The sequence below is a fragment of the Bacteroidota bacterium genome (assembly GCA_016721765.1).
Taxonomy (GTDB): domain Bacteria; phylum Bacteroidota; class Bacteroidia; order UBA4408; family UBA4408; genus UBA4408.
The window spans coordinates 829353-849477 of sequence record JADKHO010000004.1 but is presented as its reverse complement, the minus strand read 5'-3'; the positions used below and the strand labels follow the sequence as shown (position 1 = coordinate 849477).

Here is a 20125-nt window from a genome sequence, read left to right as displayed (position 1 = left end):
TGTATGCATAAAACATCCAAGAGAATTTACATTCCCATTTTATTAATTGTGTTTTCATTTCGTGGTTTAGCACAACACTACCAACCAGTTATTGCGGTCGAGAAGCTAGTTCAAGATACCTTTTACAAGGAGTATATTGTAAAGGATTCTTACCAATGGCTTGAAAATACTTCGAGTGCAGAATCAATTAATTGGATTGAAAATGAGAATAAAGCCGCAGATAAATATTTAGCAAGTGCGGCAAATAAAACTGGTTCATTGGCATCCTTAAAAAAGTATTCTTTCACCGAATTTGAGATACCCAATAAATTTGGAAAGTATTTTTTTAGCTATTATGGAAGAGGAACAAAAACGCGTGCCTTGTACTATTGCAGAACGTTTAATGGAGTTCCTAAGATGCTTGTTAACCCCGATTTGCTTTCTAATACAGACGTTATAGACCTTTATGATTATCACGTTTCGAAAGATTCGAAATGGTTAGTTTATCTTTTTGGAAGAAATGGCAGCGATTGGAGAGAGGCAAGGGTAGTTTCATTAGAGGATGGAAAGGAACTTAAAGATAGCTTGGTAGATTTAAGATTTTCTTCAATTTCCTGGCTAAAGGATGGTTTTTACTATTCGACGTATTCGCGCGATGAGCAATTTGCACTGGCACGGGGACAAAGAGTTTTTTATCATAGGATTGGCACACCACAACGACAAGATAGTCTTGTGTTTCAAAGAAAAGTAAGTGATAGAAATCGTTTTTCGTATAAAACTACCAGCGATGAGCGATTTTTTATTCTTTCGGAAATCAATGAAAAGAGCGATACTAGAAATATTTTTTATGTAGATACATGGGCCGAAAAACTATATATGCGCCCTTTATTTATGAATTTGATTAAGGATCAAAATATTGATGTGATTGACAATATAGGGGATAAATTTATTGCACTTTCCAACTATAAATCAAATACAGGAAGCATAGTGGAAGTCGATCCAAATGATCCATATAAATGGAAGGAACTTATTCATGGATTTTCTAGGGCTTTACTCATGCATGCGCAACTCTACAAAGATAGGATTGTTACCCTTTTTCAATCTGATCAGCATCCTGTTTTTACGCTTTATGATTACGCTGGTAACGCTTTAAAAAGTCTGGAGCTACCAATAGCAACCAGTGTACTAAATATCAGTGGCGACTGGGATGACGATGCACTTTATTATTGTTACACCTCTTATACAATTCCTCCGGTAGCTCATAAATTGAGAATAAATGATTTTAAAGATGAATTGCTTCAAGCCACAGTAGTTAACTTCTACAGTAGGGATATAGAATACAAAGAGCTAACCTATTATTCAAAAGACAGTACACCGGTTAACATGACGATTGTATATGAAAAGGGACTAAAATTGAATGGGACTAATCCAACGATTTTAAGTGCTTATGGAGGATTTGGTTTAGTTGAACAAGCTAGTTTTGATCCGGGAATTGTTAATTTGGTAAAAAGTGGTGGCGTTTTTGCTTTTGCTAATATTAGGGGCGGTGGCGACAAAGGAATAAGTTGGGCAATGGAGGGAAAGGAAAACAAAAAGCAAAATGCTATTGATGATTTTATTGCTGCTGCCGAGTACTTAATAAGCAATAAATATACTTCACCTAAGAAACTTGCCATTAAAGGAGCATCGCATGGTGGATTAGTGGTTGCTGCGGCTGCTATTCAACAGCCTGGATTATTCAAAACAGTCGTTGCCAGTGTAGCTCCATTGGATATGATTCGAAAGGAAAAATTTACTACCGGGATTTTAAATATTAAGGAATATGGAACAGTAACTGATAGTCTTAATTTTGTGCATCTATTAAAGTATTCTCCATATCACAATGTTTTGGAATCTCAAAATTATCCATCAATGCTGTTGATAACCTCCGAAAATGATGATCGCGTGCCACCCTTTCATTCCTATAAGTTTGCCGCCAAGATGCAAAACAGAAGTGAACAAAAAAATCCTATAATTATTAAGATTGCGAAAAGGTCTGGACATTATGGTGCCTCCACTAATTCTTCGCGGATTCAAGAGCTAGTCGATACGTACGGATTTATCATGAACGAATTGCAAAAGGAATGAAAGCAATTTATCACATCGCCACCAAGGAGAATCTTGAAAATGCATCTCAAGCAGGATTTTATGTGGTAGAATCACTGTTTTCCGAGGGTTTCATACATTGTTCCACACGCGAAGAAGTTGCAAATACCGCAAACCGCAGGTTTAAAGGAAAAACTGACTTGGTACTCTTGCAACTAAATGAAACAGCAATTGCAGCCCCTGTAAAGTACGAGAACCTTAGCGGGGGAGAGGTAATGTATCCTCATATTTACGGAAAGTTAAATTGCAATGCAATTGTGGGTGCATTTTCGTTTAAGCCCCAACCTAACGGTGAGTTTACTTTTCCGGATGCAACCGAAAGTATTGACTTATTTCTTACAGAATCGCATTTTTTGCACTTGGCTGTCAAACAATTTAAAGAGCTAAAACAGCAGGCAGAAAAGGCAATGGCACAAGTAAGCGACGAGGAACTTTTTTATCAGGCTAACAGCGAATCCAACAGCATTGCCATCATTGCGCAGCATTTAAGTGGTAATATGATATCACGCTGGACTGATTTTTTAACCACGGATGGTGAAAAGGAAAATCGCGAACGGGATACGGAATTTGAACTTCACCTGCATACACGTGAGGAACTGATGGAGATTTGGGAAAAGGGCTGGACAGTATTTTTTAATTCCTTGGTTGCGTTAAAAGGGGAGGAGCTATTGAAATTAGTATACATACGCGGTGAAGCCCACTCGGTAATGAAAGCGATTTTACGTCAGATTGCGCACTATGCTGCGCACACAGGTCAAATAGTTTATTTAGCAAAGCAACTACGAGGAGATGCTTGGAAAACCCTTTCGATAGCTAGAGGTAAATCAAAAGAATTTAAGCCTTAATTGCAAACTTTTGATTTGAACCCACCAAAACAATTATTAATTCTTAAGAATAAAATGCAAGGAAATTTCAATCCTTGACTTTTCTTTATGTTCTTTGCAGCGAATTTTGCTGTATATAAACATGAGCATATCAATAATTATTTTACTTATTACGTGTGTGGTGTCGCTTATCGCATTTAATAAGCCCGATTGGATGCATCAGATGCGCTTTAATGCTTATGAAATCCATAACCGTAAACAAGGCTATCGTTTTTTAAGCTATGGATTAGTGCATGCCGATGGTTTGCATCTTTTTGTAAACATGTATGTGCTGTATAGCTTTGGAAACTGGGTGGAGTTTTTTTTCAGCCAGTATTTTCAAGAACGGAGCACGCTTTATTTTATATTACTTTATGTAGGCGCTTTATTTGCAAGTGTAATACCCGCTTACGAAAAGCATAAAAATCACAGTTATTACAATGCGGTGGGCGCTTCGGGAGCCATTTCTGCTGTTGTGTTTTCGAGTATTTTGTTTGATCCATTGGCACCTATGGGATTACTTTTAATTCCTTTTCACTTTCCGGCAGTAGTATTTGGAGTAGCCTACTTGGTGTATAGTTATTATATGGCGAAAAAAGGCACCGATTCAATTGGGCATGATGCACATTTTTTTGGAGCTTTGTTTGGCATTATGTTTACCATTTTATTGAATAAAAACATTGCCATTAATTTTTATTACCAGATGATAAACTGGTTTTCACGCTAAGTTTTATGAGTATACAATTAAATTATAGTAACCTGAATGGGGAGTTGATAGAAAGTGATAAACCTCTATTTACTCTTGCCAATAGAGCATTTCGCTATGGCGATGGGGTGTTTGAGTCGATACGAATAGTGGATGGTAAAGTACCATTTTTGCCTTTGCATGTGGCACGTTTAAAAAGGGCATGCGAATTTTTAAAGTTAAATGCAGCTGATTTTTTGAAAGAGGAAATCATAGCGCAACACTTGAAAAATTTAATGGAAAAAAATAAGATTTTACAAGGTGGAAAAATCCGAATTACTGTTTTCCGAGAGGATGGAGGCCTTTATACACCGCTTGCAAACAAAGCAAAATTTAGTATCGAAGCAGTTGCAATTGAACACAATCAATTTGAATTAAATACTAAAGGGTTACAGGTTGAACTTTATTCCGAAATCAAAAAGCAAATTCATCCGCTCTCCAATTTTAAAACAAACAACTGCCTGACTTATGTGATGGCAGGAATTTATAAAACCGAGAATAAATTTGACGATTGCATATTACTTAATGACAAAAGCCATGTGTGTGAAGCGATCAGCTCCAATTTGTTTTTAGTAATTAATGGAGCGCTATATACACCTACGCTAAGTGAAGGTTGTTTGGATGGAGTGATGCGAAAAATAATTCTTGAAACAGCTCCCAAACACCGTATCAATATTTATGAACCGGCAATTCTGCCAAACGATTTGCTGCGCGCAGATGAAGTTTTTTTAACCAATTCTATCAATGGGATTCAGTGGGTTGGCTCTTATAAAAACAAGCGCTACTTCAATACCACTTCCAGAAAAATTAACGCCATAATCAACGAATTAGTTCATTGAAGGGTTGTCCGGAAAATTACTTAAGAGGGCAAACTCTTCACCCATCGCTTTCATTACCTGCCGCCACATTTCTTTATCGCTGGCTTGCATAATCATCGATTTTGTGGAATTGGCAACAAACCAGGAATGTTCTTCCAATTCACGCGCCAACTGATTTGGCTCCCATCCGGAGTAACCTAAAAAGAATTTTATTTGATGCTCTGTTGCTTTCCCTTCAAGAATTAGGGTTTTTAATGATTCAAAATTGCCACCCCAAGATAAACCTTCAGATACCGGCAAACTTCCTTCAATTAACTCACCAAATGTGTGTAGGTAAAAAAGATTGTCGCGTTTCACAGGGCCGCCAAAATAAAGTGGAAAATCAAAACCTTTAAAATCATCAATAGCTTCGTTGAGGCGCATATCCACACGCTTATTTAAGATAAAGCCCACTGATCCATTTGAATTGTGCTCGGCAAGTAACACCACTGAACGTTTAAAATAGGAATCGGCTAAGGTAGGTTCCGATATGAGTAATTTGCCACGGGTTGCTTTTAGCTTATTTACGATCATGATTACTGTTTTTAGTACAAACGAAAAAAAGTGACTTTTAGTTGTTGCCTTGCAATTTTAATGCTAAACATTTTTTCAATTTTAAAGTTTATACTCACATACAAAAAAATGGTTTTTTACTTTAGGCGATTGGTACAATTTTATCGTTAATTGGTTTAGCCGATGGTGATAAATGTCAGTGCGGAATTAAAAATAGATTTCCATCTTTGTATGCTTATTAAAACGCACGCTTATGAATGACAAAATACGGCATCTTCGTCAGGAATATGCCCTTTCCACGTTACTCGAAGGGGAACATGATTTAAATCCCACACATCAATTTAAAAAATGGTTCGAAGATGCCATGAGTGCAGAGCTGCCCGAACCGCATGCCATGACTCTGGCAACTGTTTCGGCAGCGGGAAAGCCTTCTATACGTGTCGTTTTGTTGCGAAACTTTGATGCAGCCGGATTTGTTTTCTTTACTAATTACAAGAGTAAAAAAGGTGGTGACGCTTCTCAAAACCCGAATGTAGCCCTCAACTTTTTTTGGCAGCAAATCGAACGCCAAGTGCGCATTGAAGGTTGCATTGAAAAAATTAATGTAGAAGAATCCGAAGCTTATTTTAATTCGCGTCCACGTGAAAGCCAAATTGGCGCATGGGCATCTTTGCAAAGTTTGGAAATTGAAAGCAGAGCAACCTTAGAAGATCAGGTTCGATATTACACACAAAAATATGAAGGCGTTCCCATTCCTTGTCCACCACACTGGGGAGGCTACAGAGTGGTGCCCGAATATTTCGAATTTTGGCAAGGCCGTCCAAGTCGATTACACGACCGTATCAGCTATTCTTTAAAAAATGGAAGCTGGTTGATTTCGCGCTTAAATCCTTGATAATTTGTGGCTAAAATATAAAGAGCATTTATTACATTTGGCAATTATCTAAGACCCGAATTCAAGCGTGAGCGTAAGTTATAAATCCTTGTTGCACCAGTATTTTAAGATTTTATTTTTCTTTTGTGTATTACCCCAATTAGGCTTCTCACAAGTAACTCGTGTGAGCGGAAGGGTGTTCGATAGCGAAACAAAGGAACCCTTGCCGTTTGTGAATATTGTATTTAAAGGCACCCGCATTGGGACAACCTCTGATTTTGATGGAAATTTTTTACTAACCACCTCTGAAAAGGTGGACAGTATACTGTTTTCTTATATCGGTTACATTCCTAAATCTAAAGCGGTAAAGCGTGGTTTGGCTCAAGAAATAAAGGTGGAATTGAGTGTGAATGCTGTTGCTTTAAAAGAAGTAGTCATAAAACCCGGTGAAAATCCCGCCAATATTCTCTTCCGTAAGGTGATAAAGCACAAGGATGAAAATGACATTAAAAAGCTGGATGCCTATCAGTACGAAACGTATAATAAAATTGAAATCGACATCAATAATATTTCTCAAAAAATGAAAAAGCGAAGGCTTTTAAAGCCCTTTAATTTTGTGTTTGATAATATTGACAGTACCAATAAGGAGGAAAAGCCCAGTTTGCCAATGTTTATTACCGAAACACTAAGCGACTATTATTTTAAAAAGAATCCAAAATTTAAAAAGGAGATTATAAAGGCCAGTAAAGTGGCAGGAATTAAAAACGAAAGTGTTTCGCAAGTGCTGGGAAACATGTATCAGCAGGTGAATATCTATGACAATGCCATATTGGTTATTGATAAAAATTTTACAAGCCCGCTGTCTGACAATGGTTTGATTTTTTACCGTTATTACCTAATTGATTCCTTGTTTCTCGAGAATCATTGGTGTTATCATTTGCAGTTTAAACCCAAAAGAAAACAGGAATTGGCTTTTATCGGAAACATGTGGATTGCAGATACCACCTTCGCTGTAAAGCGTCTCGAAATGAGTATTCCGGATGATGCCAACATCAATTATATAGTTGCATTAAACGTAATTCAAGACTACAATTTGGTGGGCAATAATTGGATGTTGAGTAAGGATAAGCTGGTGATTGATTTTGCACTACTGGATAAAAAGATGATGGGCGTTTATGGGCGTAAAACAACTTCATACAAGAACATTATTATTAATCAACCCAAAGAGGAGAAATTTTATTCCAAAACCGATAACTTAATTGTGGAAGAAGGAGCGAACGATAAGGACAATAAATTTTGGGAAGAAGCGCGACATGATACCCTTTCGAAAAACGAAGAATCAATTTATCATTTGGTGGATACCATTCGCACGCTTCCTGCATTTAAGCGTTATTCAGATTTGGTGAAAACCCTTTACGGGGGATACTATGTGTATAAAATGATTGAGTTGGGTCCCCTTTTTTCAATATACAGTACCAATACAATTGAAGGCAGCAGGGTGCGTGTAGGAGGGCGAACAAGCAACTCATTTAGCAAGTGGTTTGAGCTAAATGGTTATACTGCCTATGGATTTAAGGACGAGAAATATAAGGTTGGTGCCGGCTTTCGCTGGATGTTGCAAAAGAAGCCAACCCGTCAAATGCTTTCTTTTAATTATAAAAACGATTACGAAATTTTGGGGCAAAATGCCAATGCCTTTCGGCAGGATAATTTATTTGTTACTATTTTTAGAAGAAATCCGCTTTCTAATTTAACAAGAGTGGAGCAATACCGCGGCTTTTACGATAAGGAATGGTTTAGTGGTTTTAATACAAAATTAATCCTCACCCATCGTATCATGACACCGTTGGGTAATACCAAATACAGGTACACGGAAAATATCGTGGATACCTTTAATATAGGGAATATAAAATCTTCTGAAATTGGCATTAATATTCGATTTGCGTATGGCGAGCGTTTCTTGGATGGAGAGTTTGACCGCGTTAGTTTAGGAACCAAATCACCCATTTTTCAAGTTCAGTTTACAGAAGGTTTTAAAGGGGTATTGGAGAGCAATTATGATTACAAAAAAATTGTTGTGAATATCGATGACCGTATCCGAATTAATCCGATTGGGTATACCAATTATGTGTTGGAGTATGGTAAAATATTTGGAAAAATACCCTATCCTTTGCTGGAGTTGCATCCCGGAAACGAGACCTTTGCTTATGATTTTTATTCCTTTAACCTCATGAATTATTTTGAGTTTGTGAGCGATGAGTATGCAAGTGCCAAACTGGTGCATCATTTTGATGGCTTTTTCCTGAACCGGATACCACTTTTACGTAAATTAAAACTACGTGAAGTTGCTTCTTGCCGGGCGGTTGTGGGGAAAGTGAGCGCTGAAAACAGAGAGGCTATTTTATTTCCCAACAACTTATATTCTCTCAATAAAGCAGGTTATACAGCTAGTTTGTTTGAGCACAACAAGCCTTATATGGAAGCAGGTGTAGGCATCGAAAATATTTTAAAATTTTTCCGTGTGGATGCCGTTTGGCGATTATCGTACCTCGACCATCCAAATATTGCTAAATTTGGAATCCGTGCCACCGTGCAGGTTATTTTATAAGCACTACATGATCTTAAGAACCGAAAATTTAATTAAAAAATACAAAAGCCGCACGGTAGTAAATTCCGTTTCGGTAAATGTGAAGCAAGGCGAAATTGTGGGCTTGCTCGGTCCGAACGGTGCCGGTAAAACAACAACCTTTTACATGACAGTTGGCTTAATAAAACCCAATGAAGGCAAAATTTATTTGGATGATCGTGACATTACCAATGAACCCATGTACAGACGCGCACAATTGGGAATTGGTTATTTGGCGCAGGAAGCAAGTGTGTTTCGTAAATTAAGTGTGGAAGATAACATTACCTGCATTCTCGAAATGACTAAGTTGAGTAAGGAAGAGCAAAAGGAAAAACTAGAGACCTTATTGGATGAATTTAGTTTGCAACACATCCGAAAAAACCGAGGCGATTTATTGAGTGGAGGTGAGCGCAGAAGAACTGAAATTGCACGCTGCCTGGCAGTTAGTCCGGCGTTTATTTTGTTGGATGAGCCTTTTGCAGGGGTTGATCCAATTGCTGTAGAAGATATTCAAAGCATCGTGTCCAAACTAAAAGAAAAGAATATCGGAATATTAATAACCGACCATAATGTGCATGAAACCTTAAATATTACCGATAGAGCCTATTTGCTTTTTGAAGGAAAAATATTAAAAGCAGGCACAGCCGAAGAGTTGGCGGCCGATGAAACAGTGCGCAGAGTTTACCTCGGACAGAATTTTGAATTAAGAAAATAGCAGTTACTCTGCAATTAAATCGAACTCGTAATGTTCCATGATTTGATTTGCCAGCAGTTTTTTACAGGCTTCGTCCACTTTCGAATGCGCTACTTCTTTTGATTCCGCTTCCACTTCTAATGAAATGTGTTTTCCGATTCTAACATTTTCAATTTCTGAAAGGTGCAGGTTTTTCATGCTTGCAGTAACCGCTTTCCCTTGTGGATCTAATAAAGCTTTTAAAGGCATTACATTAATTTCAGCTCTGAATTTCATTTGATTTTTTGCTTTTGATAAGGTTGTTAAGGAAGGACAAAACTACATACAAAATAATTAATAGTGCTATTCCTGTAAATTTAAAAACTGCTAATAATACTGAGGCTAGTAGGAGAAAAATGAATCGAATTTCATTCCCTTTCCAGCCAAGGTTTTTAAATTTTAGCGAAAAGAGAGGCAATTCGGCTACCATTAGTAAGGAACAAATAAGGGTTGTAGGAATTAAAAAAGTGAGTCGATGCAATGCAGGTGCTAAAAACGATTCCGGTTGAAAAATAAGAATGAGCGGGAAAGCGGCTATAAATATAGTGTTGGCAGGAACTGGTACACCAATAAAGGATTCGGTTTGACGCGTATCGATATTAAATTTAGCCAATCGAATGGCCGAAAAAACCGGAATGAATAGCGAAATGTAAGCAAGGTTCCATTTAAAGTCAGAATTGGCAAGCATTCCATAGGTTTCGAAAATGGAAGTAGTAAGGAGTTGGTACATGATAAAACCTGGCGCAACGCCAAAAGTAACCATATCGGCAAGGGAGTCGAGCTGTTTGCCTATTTCGGATTTAACATGTAATAAACGCGCAACAGCACCATCTAAAAAATCCAAAACAGCAGCAGCAGCAATAAGATAAGCGGCCATATCGAGTGCTTTATGAAATATGCTCACAATGGCCAAGCAGCCGCAAACCAAATTTAGGCAAGTAATAAAATTAGGAATGTGTTTTTTCATGATTTAGGATGCAAAGAAAGGTATTTTTTGAGAACTTTATAATTGGTTGTTTTTTCCTTAATTGGTTTAATTAAGCATTTGGTTTATTTGGAAGTAGCATATGTAAAGTGCACCGCACGAAGCTTAGCTTCGCGGGTAATGTGTACTTTTTTCTAATACCTTGTGGACTATTTGAACAGCATTACAGCGAACCCGAGCAAAGCTCTTCAGATTAAAAGCCGCACGAAGCTTAGCTTCGTGGGTACTGTTTTTTTTAATTCATCCAAAAAGGCGTTAGCAAAAACAATCCTTCTCTTGCCATGATAGCGCTAGGAATTAGAAAATTTAGGAGCAGTATCGTTGCGGCAAATTGGATGAATTTTTTGTTGCCCCATTCTTTTTGCAATTTTTGTAAGGATAGTAGCACGGCAGGAAATGCAATGCACATCATTCGTGTAATATCATAGGCAATGAGGTATTGCAGTAAGGGAACCAGCAGCAGTGAAAGTAGGGAAAGCCCTAGCCATTTTTCTTTGTTTTTAAACGCATACATCATCCCAAGTAGTGGAAAAATCCAACTCAGTTTAAAGCAAAAAAAGATGCCTGCAGGGATTTTATTCCAAACGCTTGCACAGGCTTCAAGGTTTTCGTCCGAAAAATAAAAAGCAAGGGAATATTCAGGCTCAATTTCGCTGGCTACCCACATCCGGAATGCCATCAGCGGAAGCAAAGCGCAAAAATAAGTTAGCAATGTTGAAAAATAAGTGGTTTTAAAACTCATTGAATACAGCAATAACGCTGGAAATAGAAAAGCACAGTTTTCGTGATTTAGCAATGCTAGCGCATAAAAAATAGCTGATTTTTGGGGTGATTTTTGAGCAAATTGAAAGGCAAGAAAAATAAAGAAAAATGAAATTGGGTCAGTATATCCGGGCGAAAACAATGGGATTAGCACTAAGGAGGAAAAGGCAATGATGGCAACGTAGAGTAAAGCAACTAGCGGACTGCAATCATTTTTACGCTGAAAATAATAAATGGCAGAAAGGAAGAAAAAGGTGAACATCAACGGAAGTAAATAGAATAAATCCCCTCTTAAAAAAAGCAAATAGCCCAACAATGGCCCAAGAATTCGGTTTTGTAAAGCATAGTTTTGTGTAAAATCAAACGGCGCGGTCGACATTCTTGCGAAGACACTGCCATGGTACATCGAATTGAATAGTGGTTGTGCATAGAGCATTGCTAATCCCAAAAAAAGTAATCCAACCAACAAGGAGCAAAAAAATAGTGAGGTTTTACTTTCAAGTTTTAAAAGTATGACATTCATAAAGTGTTTGTCGTTTGTTATCAAGGCAGCGCTCACAAGTTATTTTACAGGTATAGGTTTGGGCCTGAACTTATCTTTTAATTTTAAAAAATTTCGTTCATAGAACTCATAGCTGGCAATTGTTACAGCAATAGTAAGGATTAACAACAGTAGCGGGTTAAGAATAAAAATTTGTAATGCCGAAAAGGACCAGCCATAGTGCTCACTGAGCTTAATAAAAATAGTGATAACAACGCCATGATAGCAATACAGGCCGAATGAAGCATTGCCGAGATAATTGCTCCATTTCCATTTACCAAGTCGAAAGATAGACTCGGTACAAAAGGATTGTTCAAAAATAATGAATCCAAAAAACAATGAAAAGATAAGCCGTTCAAAGGTTTGCAAGAGTGGGGTACAATAAATGCTTTTGTAAAAAATGATGTTTAAAAACATCAAGAAATAAATTGAAAAAATTTGAATCTTGGGCAACGTTTTTAAAAAATGAAAAGCCTTTGTTTTATTAAAGGAAAGGTAGGCCACCAGCGCACCTATGGAGAAGTTGGCAAGTGTACTGGCTGTGTGGAAATACAATTTTTTTTGGTCTGTTAAATTCATCCAACGAAAAAGCAGCGAAATCCCAATCAAAATAAAACAAAAGGGAAGCAAGTATTTTTTTAAGAACTTGAGCAATATCGCCCAGCAAAAATAAAATTGCTCTTCCACCGAAACCGACCATAAAATCACCAAAAAGAACAAAAAAGTATCGCCTTGTTCCACGATATAGAAATTCAAAATAAAAAACAAAAAGTAAGGCAGGGGCGGCAATTGAGCGGTAGTAAAGAATTGAGCAGCCAAAAAACCAATTCCCACAATTAAAAAATACAAAGGCCAAATACGCAAACTACGGCGCATAACGAAGTTTTTGAAATTAAAAGCAGCAGCATTTTGATATTCTTCCAAAATTATCCATGTGATAAGGAAGCTCGACAAAACAAAAAAATAGTCCAAGCCCAAAATTCCAACTTTTAAGTGAGTTTCAACAAAATGATAGGTTTGGGAGTTAAGTACAGCGGGGTTTTGTGAGAAAAAAACATGGGTAAAAAAAACGGGAATAAAGGCAAAAAAACGTGTCGCATCCAGGTTGGGAAAATAAGTTTTGGGAGCGGATTGCATGTAGTATTTAATTATTTGCCTAGTACAATTTTAATTAAAAAATTCAGTTATCGATTAGTATTTGAAATATTTGAATTGAATAAGTAATTTCACCAACCATATACTGAGAAATGATACAACGGAGATTGATTTTGACCCTTTTGACCATTACTTGCTTAACTGCCCAAGCGCAAACGCGTAAATACAGCAATGAGTTTTTAGCCATTGGAGTAGGGGCAAGGGCTTTAGGAATGAGTAATGCGAGTGTTGCAACAGTAAGCGATGTCACTTCAGGCTATTGGAATCCTGCAGGTTTAGCAGGTTTGAAAAATAATTTTGAAGTGATCCTTATGCATTCCGAATACTTTGCGGGTATTGCCAAATACGATTATGGTGCATTGGCAAAGCAAATTGACAGCAGCAGTTCAATTGGGTTGAGCATTGTTCGATTTGGTGTGGATGATATTCCCAATACTACCGAACTGATTGATGCCAATGGGCAAATTGATTATGACCGCATTACTACCTTTTCGGCAGCGGATTATGCATTTATCCTATCCTATGCTAAAAAATTGAAAATTGAGGGTTTAAAAATTGGTGCGAATGCAAAGGTTATACGACGTAAAGTTGGTGATTTTGCAGGTGCATGGGGTTTTGGTTTAGATGCCGGTGTGCAATACCGCAGCGGAGATTGGAAGTTGGGTGCCATGGTGCGGGATGTATCTACCACCTTTAATTCCTGGACCTATAACTTGGATGATCAAACAAAATACATCTTTGAACAAACCGGTAACGAATTGCCTCAAAATGGCTTAGAAATTACCTTGCCTAAATTAATTTTAGGAGTGGGAAGAACTGTAGCTTATAAAAAGTTTAGCGGACTTGCTGAAATTAACTTGGATGCAACCTTTGATGGTAAACGCAATGTGATTTTTAAAGGCGACCCAATAAGTGTTGACCCGCATATTGGGATAGAAGTTGGATATGACAATTTGATTTTTTTGCGTGGAGGTATTGGAAATATACAAAAGGTGCAGGATTTAAATGCATTGGCAAGCTATGTTACACAACCTAACATTGGAGTGGGAGTGAAGTTGTTTAAATCACTTTCAATAGATTATGCATTGGCTAACGTGGGTCAAAACTTTGGCTTGTTGTCGCATGTGTTTTCGATAAAAGTGGATTTGAATCCCAAGCATTAATATTTTGCGCACGCAAGCTATTTCAATAAATTGAAATAAAAAATATGAAGAAACTTTACCTCTTAATTGTGTTGTTGATTCCATTTTGTTTGAAAAGTGCTGCGCAAGCCACTAGCAACAATTGGATAAAATACACGCAATCCTACTATAAGTTTCCGATTACCAAAACCGGTGTGTATCGCATCACGCCAACTACACTTTACAATTCGGGGATAAATTTTTCGAATGTTCATCCACAAAACTTTCAGCTTTTTGGGCGCGGTAAAGAAATTCCGATTTATGTAAAAAATGAAACCGACCTCGATGGAATCTTTAACAACAACGATTATATAGAATTTTACGCAGAGCGCAACGATGGCTGGTTAGATAGTTTAGTTTATGATTCTCCCGGGAATTGCACCAACCCATACTTCAGTTTGTATACCGATACTGCCTATTACTTTTTAACCTGGAATTCGGTATTTAATAATCCACGTATGCAACTTGTAGGAGCGGATACTAGCGGAATTACCACTTTTATTCCGGAGCCGTATTACATGCAGGAGCGCTTAACTTACTTTAAAGAAAAATATTATCAAGGGGAGTCGGATGTAACTTTAATTACTGATCCGGAATACACTAAAGGGGAAGGTTGGATGTGCAATTATTTTACTCCCGGCAACGATAAAAATATTAGTTTTTCTACTGCAAATCTTTATCCTGCTGGGCAAGATGCCAGTTTAAAAATGAATGTGGTAGCCTTTACCAATGATTTTCAATTTCATGAAAACAATCAAATTCGGATTGAACTAAATTCAACTGTGCTGAGTGATACCATGTCTATTGGCTATGCCTCGTTTCAACACAATTTCCCAATTGCACCCGCCTTATTGGCGAGTGGTACATCGAGTATCACTATTAAAAGTATTGCTATTCCGGGTGTTAATAATCCGCAATCGCTTGCTACTGCTTATGCCCGATTGATGTATCCTCATACCTTTGATTTAGAGAATTCAGATTCGGTTTACATTCGCATTTTTGGCATAACACACCAATTGAAAGCGCGTTTTGATATCAGTAATTTTTCAGCATCCTCAACCGTTTTTTTATATGATTTAAAAGATGGGCGGCGCATTCAAGCTAAGGCTGTTCCGGGAGGCTATCAAATTTTGTTTCCGAACTTAAACAATGATTTCGAAGGCTATTTGACATCCGAAAGCCGAATTAATTATGTCCCAAGAGTTATGCCGGTGAGCACAAATCCGGCTTCTCGCTTCACCGATTATGCCAATCAATTGTCGGAGCAAGCAGATTACTTGCTGGTATCACACAAAAGTTTGTTGCCCGAAGCTATTAATTACAAAGCTTATCGTTCTTCTTTTGCAGGAGGTTCGCACAATGTAGTACTTGCCTTGAGCGATGAATTGTATGATCAGTATGGCTATGGCGTAAAGCGCAATCCAATTGCCTTGCGCAAGTTTGCTGAAGATGCATTAAAAAACTGGGGAAAAAAGGCGTCCTATCTATTCTTGTTAGGAAAAGGAATTACGGCCAATGAGTTTGGGCCACAGGATTTGAATTTTAGATATTCTTCTACCATAATTGATCAATGTTTGGTGCCTTCATTTGGGTATCCACCATCCGATAATTTAATTACAAATCATATAAATGATTCCTTGCTTTTTGCTCCTGCAATTCCTACCGGAAGGCTTGCAGCTGCGACAAATCAAGACGTTGCCAATTATCTTAATAAAGTACAACAATACGAAAGTGCCACGCGCGCAGTATGGATGAAAAATGTATTGCATTTTGGTGGTGGTAACAGCAGCAATGAACAATTGCAATTTTCGAATAACCTTGATACCTATAAAGCGATTTTAGAAGACACAGCTTTTGGAGGAAGCATTCATACATTTCTGAAAACTACCTCAGCACCAATTCAAATTACATTATCAGATTCGGTGAAACAATTAATAGAAACGGGTGCTTCTTTAATGACCTTTTTTGGTCATGCCTCCGGAACTAGTTTCGATCAGAGTATTGATGAGCCTTCGGGATATAATAATACAGGCCGCTATCCGCTCGTGGTTGCCAACTCTTGCTTTTCGGGAAATATTCATAATCCGGTAGGATTTGGTGAAAGCCGAATAAATGAAAATTATGTGCTATATCCCAATGGTGGGGCAATTGGATTTATAGCGCAAGTAGGACAAGGTATTTCTCAATACTTGCACAATTATTCCACCAATTTTTTCACTACGATTGGAAAAACCGATTATGGGAAGCCCATTTCTTTTGCGATGAAAAAATCCGTGCTAAACATTCAGTCGAACTTTTTATATATGAAAGCGCTGTGTCTCGAAATGACTTTACATGGCGACCCTGCTTTGGTTTTAAATGCTTTTGCTAAACCCGATTATCAAATTGAATCGCCTGATATTTTCTTTACTTCAGGTATACAAGGAAACAATTCTATCACCGCAAATTTGGATTCATTTTTTGTGAATGTGCGGGTAAATAATATTGCAAAAGCTATTGATGATTCCAGTGTAATTCAGTTAAAGCGAATTTTTCCGGGAAACATTGCTCCTAAAGTATACACCAAGGTAATTCCGGGTGTGCATTACAGCGATGTGTATGCTTTTAAACTTCCGGTTGATCGCGTGAATGGAATTGGATTGAATAAATTTGACGTGATAGTGGATGAGGGAAATGTGATTGATGAACTTGATAACAGCATTAATAATGCGGCCGTTAATACATTAAATATTGCTTCCGGATTTATTTCGCCGGTCTATCCATATCCGTTTGCTATTGTTCCCGACAACCGTATAAGTCTTGTTGCTAGCACCTTTGACCCACTTGCGCCCTCGGCGCGCTATTTTATTCAAATTGATACCAATGAAGCATTTAATAGTTTTCAGGCATTTTATCGCGATACTACTATTGTTTCGGCAGGTGGCGTTTTGAAATGGAAAGTGCCTTATATTTTACAAGATAGTACGGTTTATTATTGGAGAGTAAGTCGTGATTCAACCGGAACGCATCAACCTATATTTTGGAAACAAAGTTCATTTCAATACATTAAAAACAAAACTGGCTGGGCTCAGGCACATTTTCCACAATTTAAAAAGGATGAATTTAAATTTTTGAATTACGATAGTTTGAATCGTAAATTTAGTCTGATTCCGGCGCAAAAGAATTTGTTTTGTCAAACCTACGGAGTGCCTACTATTCCTGATTTGTATGCTACTTCTTATTCCATTGACGGGCAATTGCAAGAATCTGCAACTTGTGGCGGCGGATTTAAGATACAAGTTGGAATTATTGATGGCACTACCTTGGAAGCTTGGGCAACACGATTTATTGATACTACCGGAGGTTCCACTTTTACATATAATCCTCGACATAATTTAGGAAACGGCAACGACAATAATAATTGCCCAAATCGTTATGGCCCCATGAAATTATTTACGTTCAGCGCCGGCGATTCACTTCAAATGGAGAATCTTGGTAAATCATTGCTCGACAGTATTCCGGTTGGAAACTACATCCTAGCGTATACCTGGGGATATGCCAATCCGGGTTGGAAAAACAAAGCCAGAATTTTTGATTATTTTGATACGCTAGGTTTTGCTGCATTGCGTACAATTTACGGCACAAAGCCATGGATTTATTTTGCAAAGGTAGGCGACCCAAGTTCGGTGCACGTTGTTATTGGCGATACAGGACATGTTCAAATTAGTTTAAGCCAAAACATGAGTAACAGCCGTAAAAGCGGTGAAATTATTTCCGGCTTAATTGGTCCTTCGGCCAGATGGGATTCCTTGCATTGGCAAGCGCAATCAATCGAACAGCCAACGAATGATAATATTCGATTTAGAGTGTATGGGGTGAATGTTAATGGGCAGGAGATTATATTGAAGGATTCAGCTGCATTCAGAGCAGATATGAGCATTCAAAATATTAGTGCGGCACAATATCCTTACCTGCGCCTCAGTGAGTTTACCGAAGACGATATCAGTTTCACTGCATCACAACTTAAGCGCTGGCAAGTGATTTATGAAGAAATTCCGGAGGCTGCCGTAAATCCGCTGCTTAGCTATAATTTTGAAAGTAGCCAAGTGTTGGAAGGGGATTTGGTAAAGTTTAAAGTAGCCATCGAAAACATCAGCAACATAAATATGGACAGCCTATTGGTTCGTTTTTGGCTGGTTGATAAAAACAGAGTGATTCATGAACTCAAGTCGCAACGCTACAAAAAATTACTTGCTCACGATACATTAGTTGCCAGCATTGCCTTCTCAACATTAGGTTTTGATGGAATAAATACCTTATTTATGGAAGCAAATCCAATTAAAACAGGAAGTGCTAACTACGATCAAGCGGAGCAATTTCACTTTAATAATTTTGCTTTAAAAGAATTTACGGCTACAAAGGATAAAGTGAATCCATTGTTGGATGTAACTTTTGACGGGGTGCATATTTTGGATGGAGATTTAGTTTCTGCAAAACCTGCCATTTCGGTTCAATTAAAGGATGAAAGCAATTATTTGGCTTTGGATACTTCTGTGTTATTTAAAGTGTTTATTCGCTATCCCAATCAAAATGCCGATGTGTTGATTCCATTTGATGGGGCTTCACTACGTTTTATCCCTGCTCAGTTGCCGGATAATAGATGTAAAGTGGAATATAGCCCCAATCTGAGTGAAGATGGTGTGTATCAATTAATCGTTCAAGCACGCGACAAATCCAATAACCGTTCAGGTGATATTGATTATCGAATCAGTTTTGAAGTAGTAAACAAATCGAGTATCACCGAAGTGATGAATTATCCGAATCCGTTTAGTACCTCTACACGCTTTGTGTTTACCTTAACGGGAAGTGAAATTCCGCAAAATTTTAGAATCCAAATTATGACTATCAGTGGGAAAGTTGTTCGAGAAATTTTTCAAGATGAATTGGGGCCGATTCACATTGGAAGAAACATCACCCAATATGCCTGGGATGGGAAAGATAACTTTGGCGATCAATTGGCCAACGGAGTTTATTTTTACCGCACCGTTACAAAACTAAATTCTGAGAACATCGAAAAACGTGAAACACAAGCCGATGGTTATTTTAAAAAGGGCTGGGGCAAAATGTATTTACTTAAATAATTGCAAGCGTCAGCAGTGAGGAGATGAGTAGGATGTGGCGTAATTTTTTTCCTTATGTTAGAGTTTCGGCTAAGCTTGTAGCGCAGCTTAACCGACAAAGAAACTACCTCAAAAAATATCTCGAACCACATTTAGCAGCTGCCCAAAAATCCAATGATGGAAGTCTTGAAGCAGCCGATTTTGCTAAGATCAGAAATTATTATGCGCTTTTTGTTGTTGCAATAGTTGGCGAAAACTATTGTACGCTGCGAGGAAGTAAAATGACTGAAAGGGAACGAAAAGTACTTACTTTTCAAGGAGCTCTTACCGGTTTGTACGATGATTTTTTTGATCACCCCAAGCGTAAAAATGCCCGCGTAATGGAAATGATGGACAATCCTTTCTCCTATGCGGCAGAAAATTCAGTTGATAGATTATTTTTATTTTTTCTGCAACAAGTGCATCAGAACTTGGAAGATAAAAAGGATTTTGATGCAATGTTTCTTCATATTTACAAGGTTCAAATTGAAACCGAAAAGCAAATCAATTCAAATTTATCTGCGCAAGAATTAAAGAAAATCAGCAGCGACAAAGGTGGCCTCTCGCATTTATTTTACCGTATCACACTCTCAAATCCATTGGGGCAAAAAGAACACGATTGCATATATGAATTGGGAAGTTTGCTGCAACAGGTGAACGATATTTTTGATGTGTGGAAGGATAGTATGAATGGAATTTCAACCTTTGCAACGGCATCAAAGGATATGAGGCAAACCAAACAAGAATTCGAAAACCAATTGCAAAAAGTGTATGAAATGGTTTTGGCATTGGATTATGATAACAAGAACAAACGCAATTTTTTTCTTCAGCTTATGATTTTGATTGGAATGGGAATCGTAAGTTTAAATCAATACATTGGCTTACAAGAAGGTGCACATAAGGAATTTAATCCGCATGATTTTACGCGACACCAGTTGGTTTGCGACATGCAGCGAAAATCGAATTTAGCAAAGCTTATGAAGGTTTGTCTGAGTTTTGACTTTAGATTTAAAAAAATCCGGCAGTGA

Annotated in this window: 15 protein-coding genes; 10 read left to right on the top strand and 5 right to left on the bottom strand. The window is 37.7% G+C overall.

Going from position 1 to position 20125, the window contains the following annotated elements; translation table 11 throughout:
• Positions 1 to 3: 3 nt before the first annotated feature.
• From IPP32_17600 to IPP32_17585, 4 genes are all read left to right on the top strand, one after another.
• Positions 4 to 2106, top strand: a complete 2103-nt coding sequence (locus IPP32_17600; GenBank protein MBL0049901.1) for a S9 family peptidase — start codon at positions 4 to 6, stop codon at positions 2104 to 2106.
• Between the two features lie 233 nt (positions 2107 to 2339).
• Positions 2340 to 2969: a DUF1572 family protein gene (locus tag IPP32_17595; GenBank protein ID MBL0049900.1), complete on the top strand. Its 630-nt coding sequence runs from the start codon at positions 2340 to 2342 to the stop codon at positions 2967 to 2969.
• A gap of 121 nt (positions 2970 to 3090) precedes the next feature.
• Positions 3091 to 3714, top strand: coding sequence for a rhomboid family intramembrane serine protease (locus IPP32_17590; protein MBL0049899.1), 624 nt, complete (start codon positions 3091 to 3093; stop codon positions 3712 to 3714).
• 5 nt (positions 3715 to 3719) lie between these two features.
• Positions 3720 to 4571, top strand: coding sequence for an aminotransferase class IV (locus IPP32_17585; GenBank protein ID MBL0049898.1), 852 nt, complete (start codon positions 3720 to 3722; stop codon positions 4569 to 4571).
• Here IPP32_17585 and IPP32_17580 read toward each other — a convergent pair.
• Complete coding sequence (locus IPP32_17580; GenBank protein ID MBL0049897.1) at positions 4560 to 5123, bottom strand: YqgE/AlgH family protein; 564 nt, start codon at positions 5121 to 5123, stop codon at positions 4560 to 4562. The two genes, IPP32_17585 and IPP32_17580, sit on opposite strands and share 12 nt — an antisense overlap.
• Positions 5124 to 5355: 232 nt before the next feature.
• Here IPP32_17580 and pdxH point away from each other — a divergent pair, with 232 nt between their 5' ends.
• The 3 genes from pdxH to lptB all read left to right on the top strand — a co-directional run bounded on the left by pdxH (position 5356) and on the right by lptB (position 9317).
• Entirely contained in the window at positions 5356 to 5997 is a 642-nt protein-coding gene (gene pdxH, locus IPP32_17575; GenBank protein ID MBL0049896.1) for a pyridoxamine 5'-phosphate oxidase, read from the top strand.
• A gap of 67 nt (positions 5998 to 6064) precedes the next feature.
• Positions 6065 to 8584, top strand: coding sequence for a carboxypeptidase-like regulatory domain-containing protein (locus IPP32_17570; GenBank protein MBL0049895.1), 2520 nt, complete (start codon positions 6065 to 6067; stop codon positions 8582 to 8584).
• A gap of 7 nt (positions 8585 to 8591) precedes the next feature.
• The gene (gene lptB / locus IPP32_17565) at positions 8592 to 9317 is read left to right on the top strand and encodes an LPS export ABC transporter ATP-binding protein (GenBank protein ID MBL0049894.1); all 726 of its coding nucleotides are present in this window, start codon (positions 8592 to 8594) and stop codon (positions 9315 to 9317) included.
• A 3-nt stretch (positions 9318 to 9320) separates the two neighbouring features.
• On the opposite strand, the gene purS is transcribed toward lptB, so the two are convergent.
• The 4 genes from purS to IPP32_17545 form a co-directional block, all read right to left on the bottom strand.
• The gene (gene purS, locus IPP32_17560; protein MBL0049893.1) at positions 9321 to 9572 is read right to left on the bottom strand and encodes a phosphoribosylformylglycinamidine synthase subunit PurS; all 252 of its coding nucleotides are present in this window, start codon (positions 9570 to 9572) and stop codon (positions 9321 to 9323) included.
• Entirely contained in the window at positions 9556 to 10302 is a 747-nt protein-coding gene (gene pssA, locus IPP32_17555; protein ID MBL0049892.1) for a CDP-diacylglycerol--serine O-phosphatidyltransferase, read from the bottom strand. The genes purS and pssA overlap by 17 nt, the downstream gene beginning before the upstream one ends.
• Positions 10303 to 10555: 253 nt before the next feature.
• Positions 10556 to 11605 carry a hypothetical protein gene (locus IPP32_17550; protein ID MBL0049891.1) on the bottom strand — a complete coding sequence of 350 codons (1050 nt, stop codon included), beginning with the start codon at positions 11603 to 11605 and terminating at the stop codon, positions 10556 to 10558.
• Between the two features lie 39 nt (positions 11606 to 11644).
• The gene (locus IPP32_17545; protein ID MBL0049890.1) at positions 11645 to 12760 is read right to left on the bottom strand and encodes an acyltransferase; all 1116 of its coding nucleotides are present in this window, start codon (positions 12758 to 12760) and stop codon (positions 11645 to 11647) included.
• Positions 12761 to 12870: 110 nt separating this feature from the next.
• On the opposite strand from IPP32_17545, the gene IPP32_17540 reads away from it, so the two are divergent.
• The 3 genes from IPP32_17540 to IPP32_17530 are packed head-to-tail and all read left to right on the top strand — an operon-like array spanning position 12871 to position 20125.
• Complete coding sequence (locus IPP32_17540; protein MBL0049889.1) at positions 12871 to 13941, top strand: PorV/PorQ family protein; 1071 nt, start codon at positions 12871 to 12873, stop codon at positions 13939 to 13941.
• Between the two features lie 44 nt (positions 13942 to 13985).
• The gene (locus IPP32_17535; protein MBL0049888.1) at positions 13986 to 19079 is read left to right on the top strand and encodes a hypothetical protein; all 5094 of its coding nucleotides are present in this window, start codon (positions 13986 to 13988) and stop codon (positions 19077 to 19079) included.
• A gap of 32 nt (positions 19080 to 19111) precedes the next feature.
• Positions 19112 to 20125, top strand: a complete 1014-nt coding sequence (locus tag IPP32_17530; GenBank protein ID MBL0049887.1) for a hypothetical protein — start codon at positions 19112 to 19114, stop codon at positions 20123 to 20125.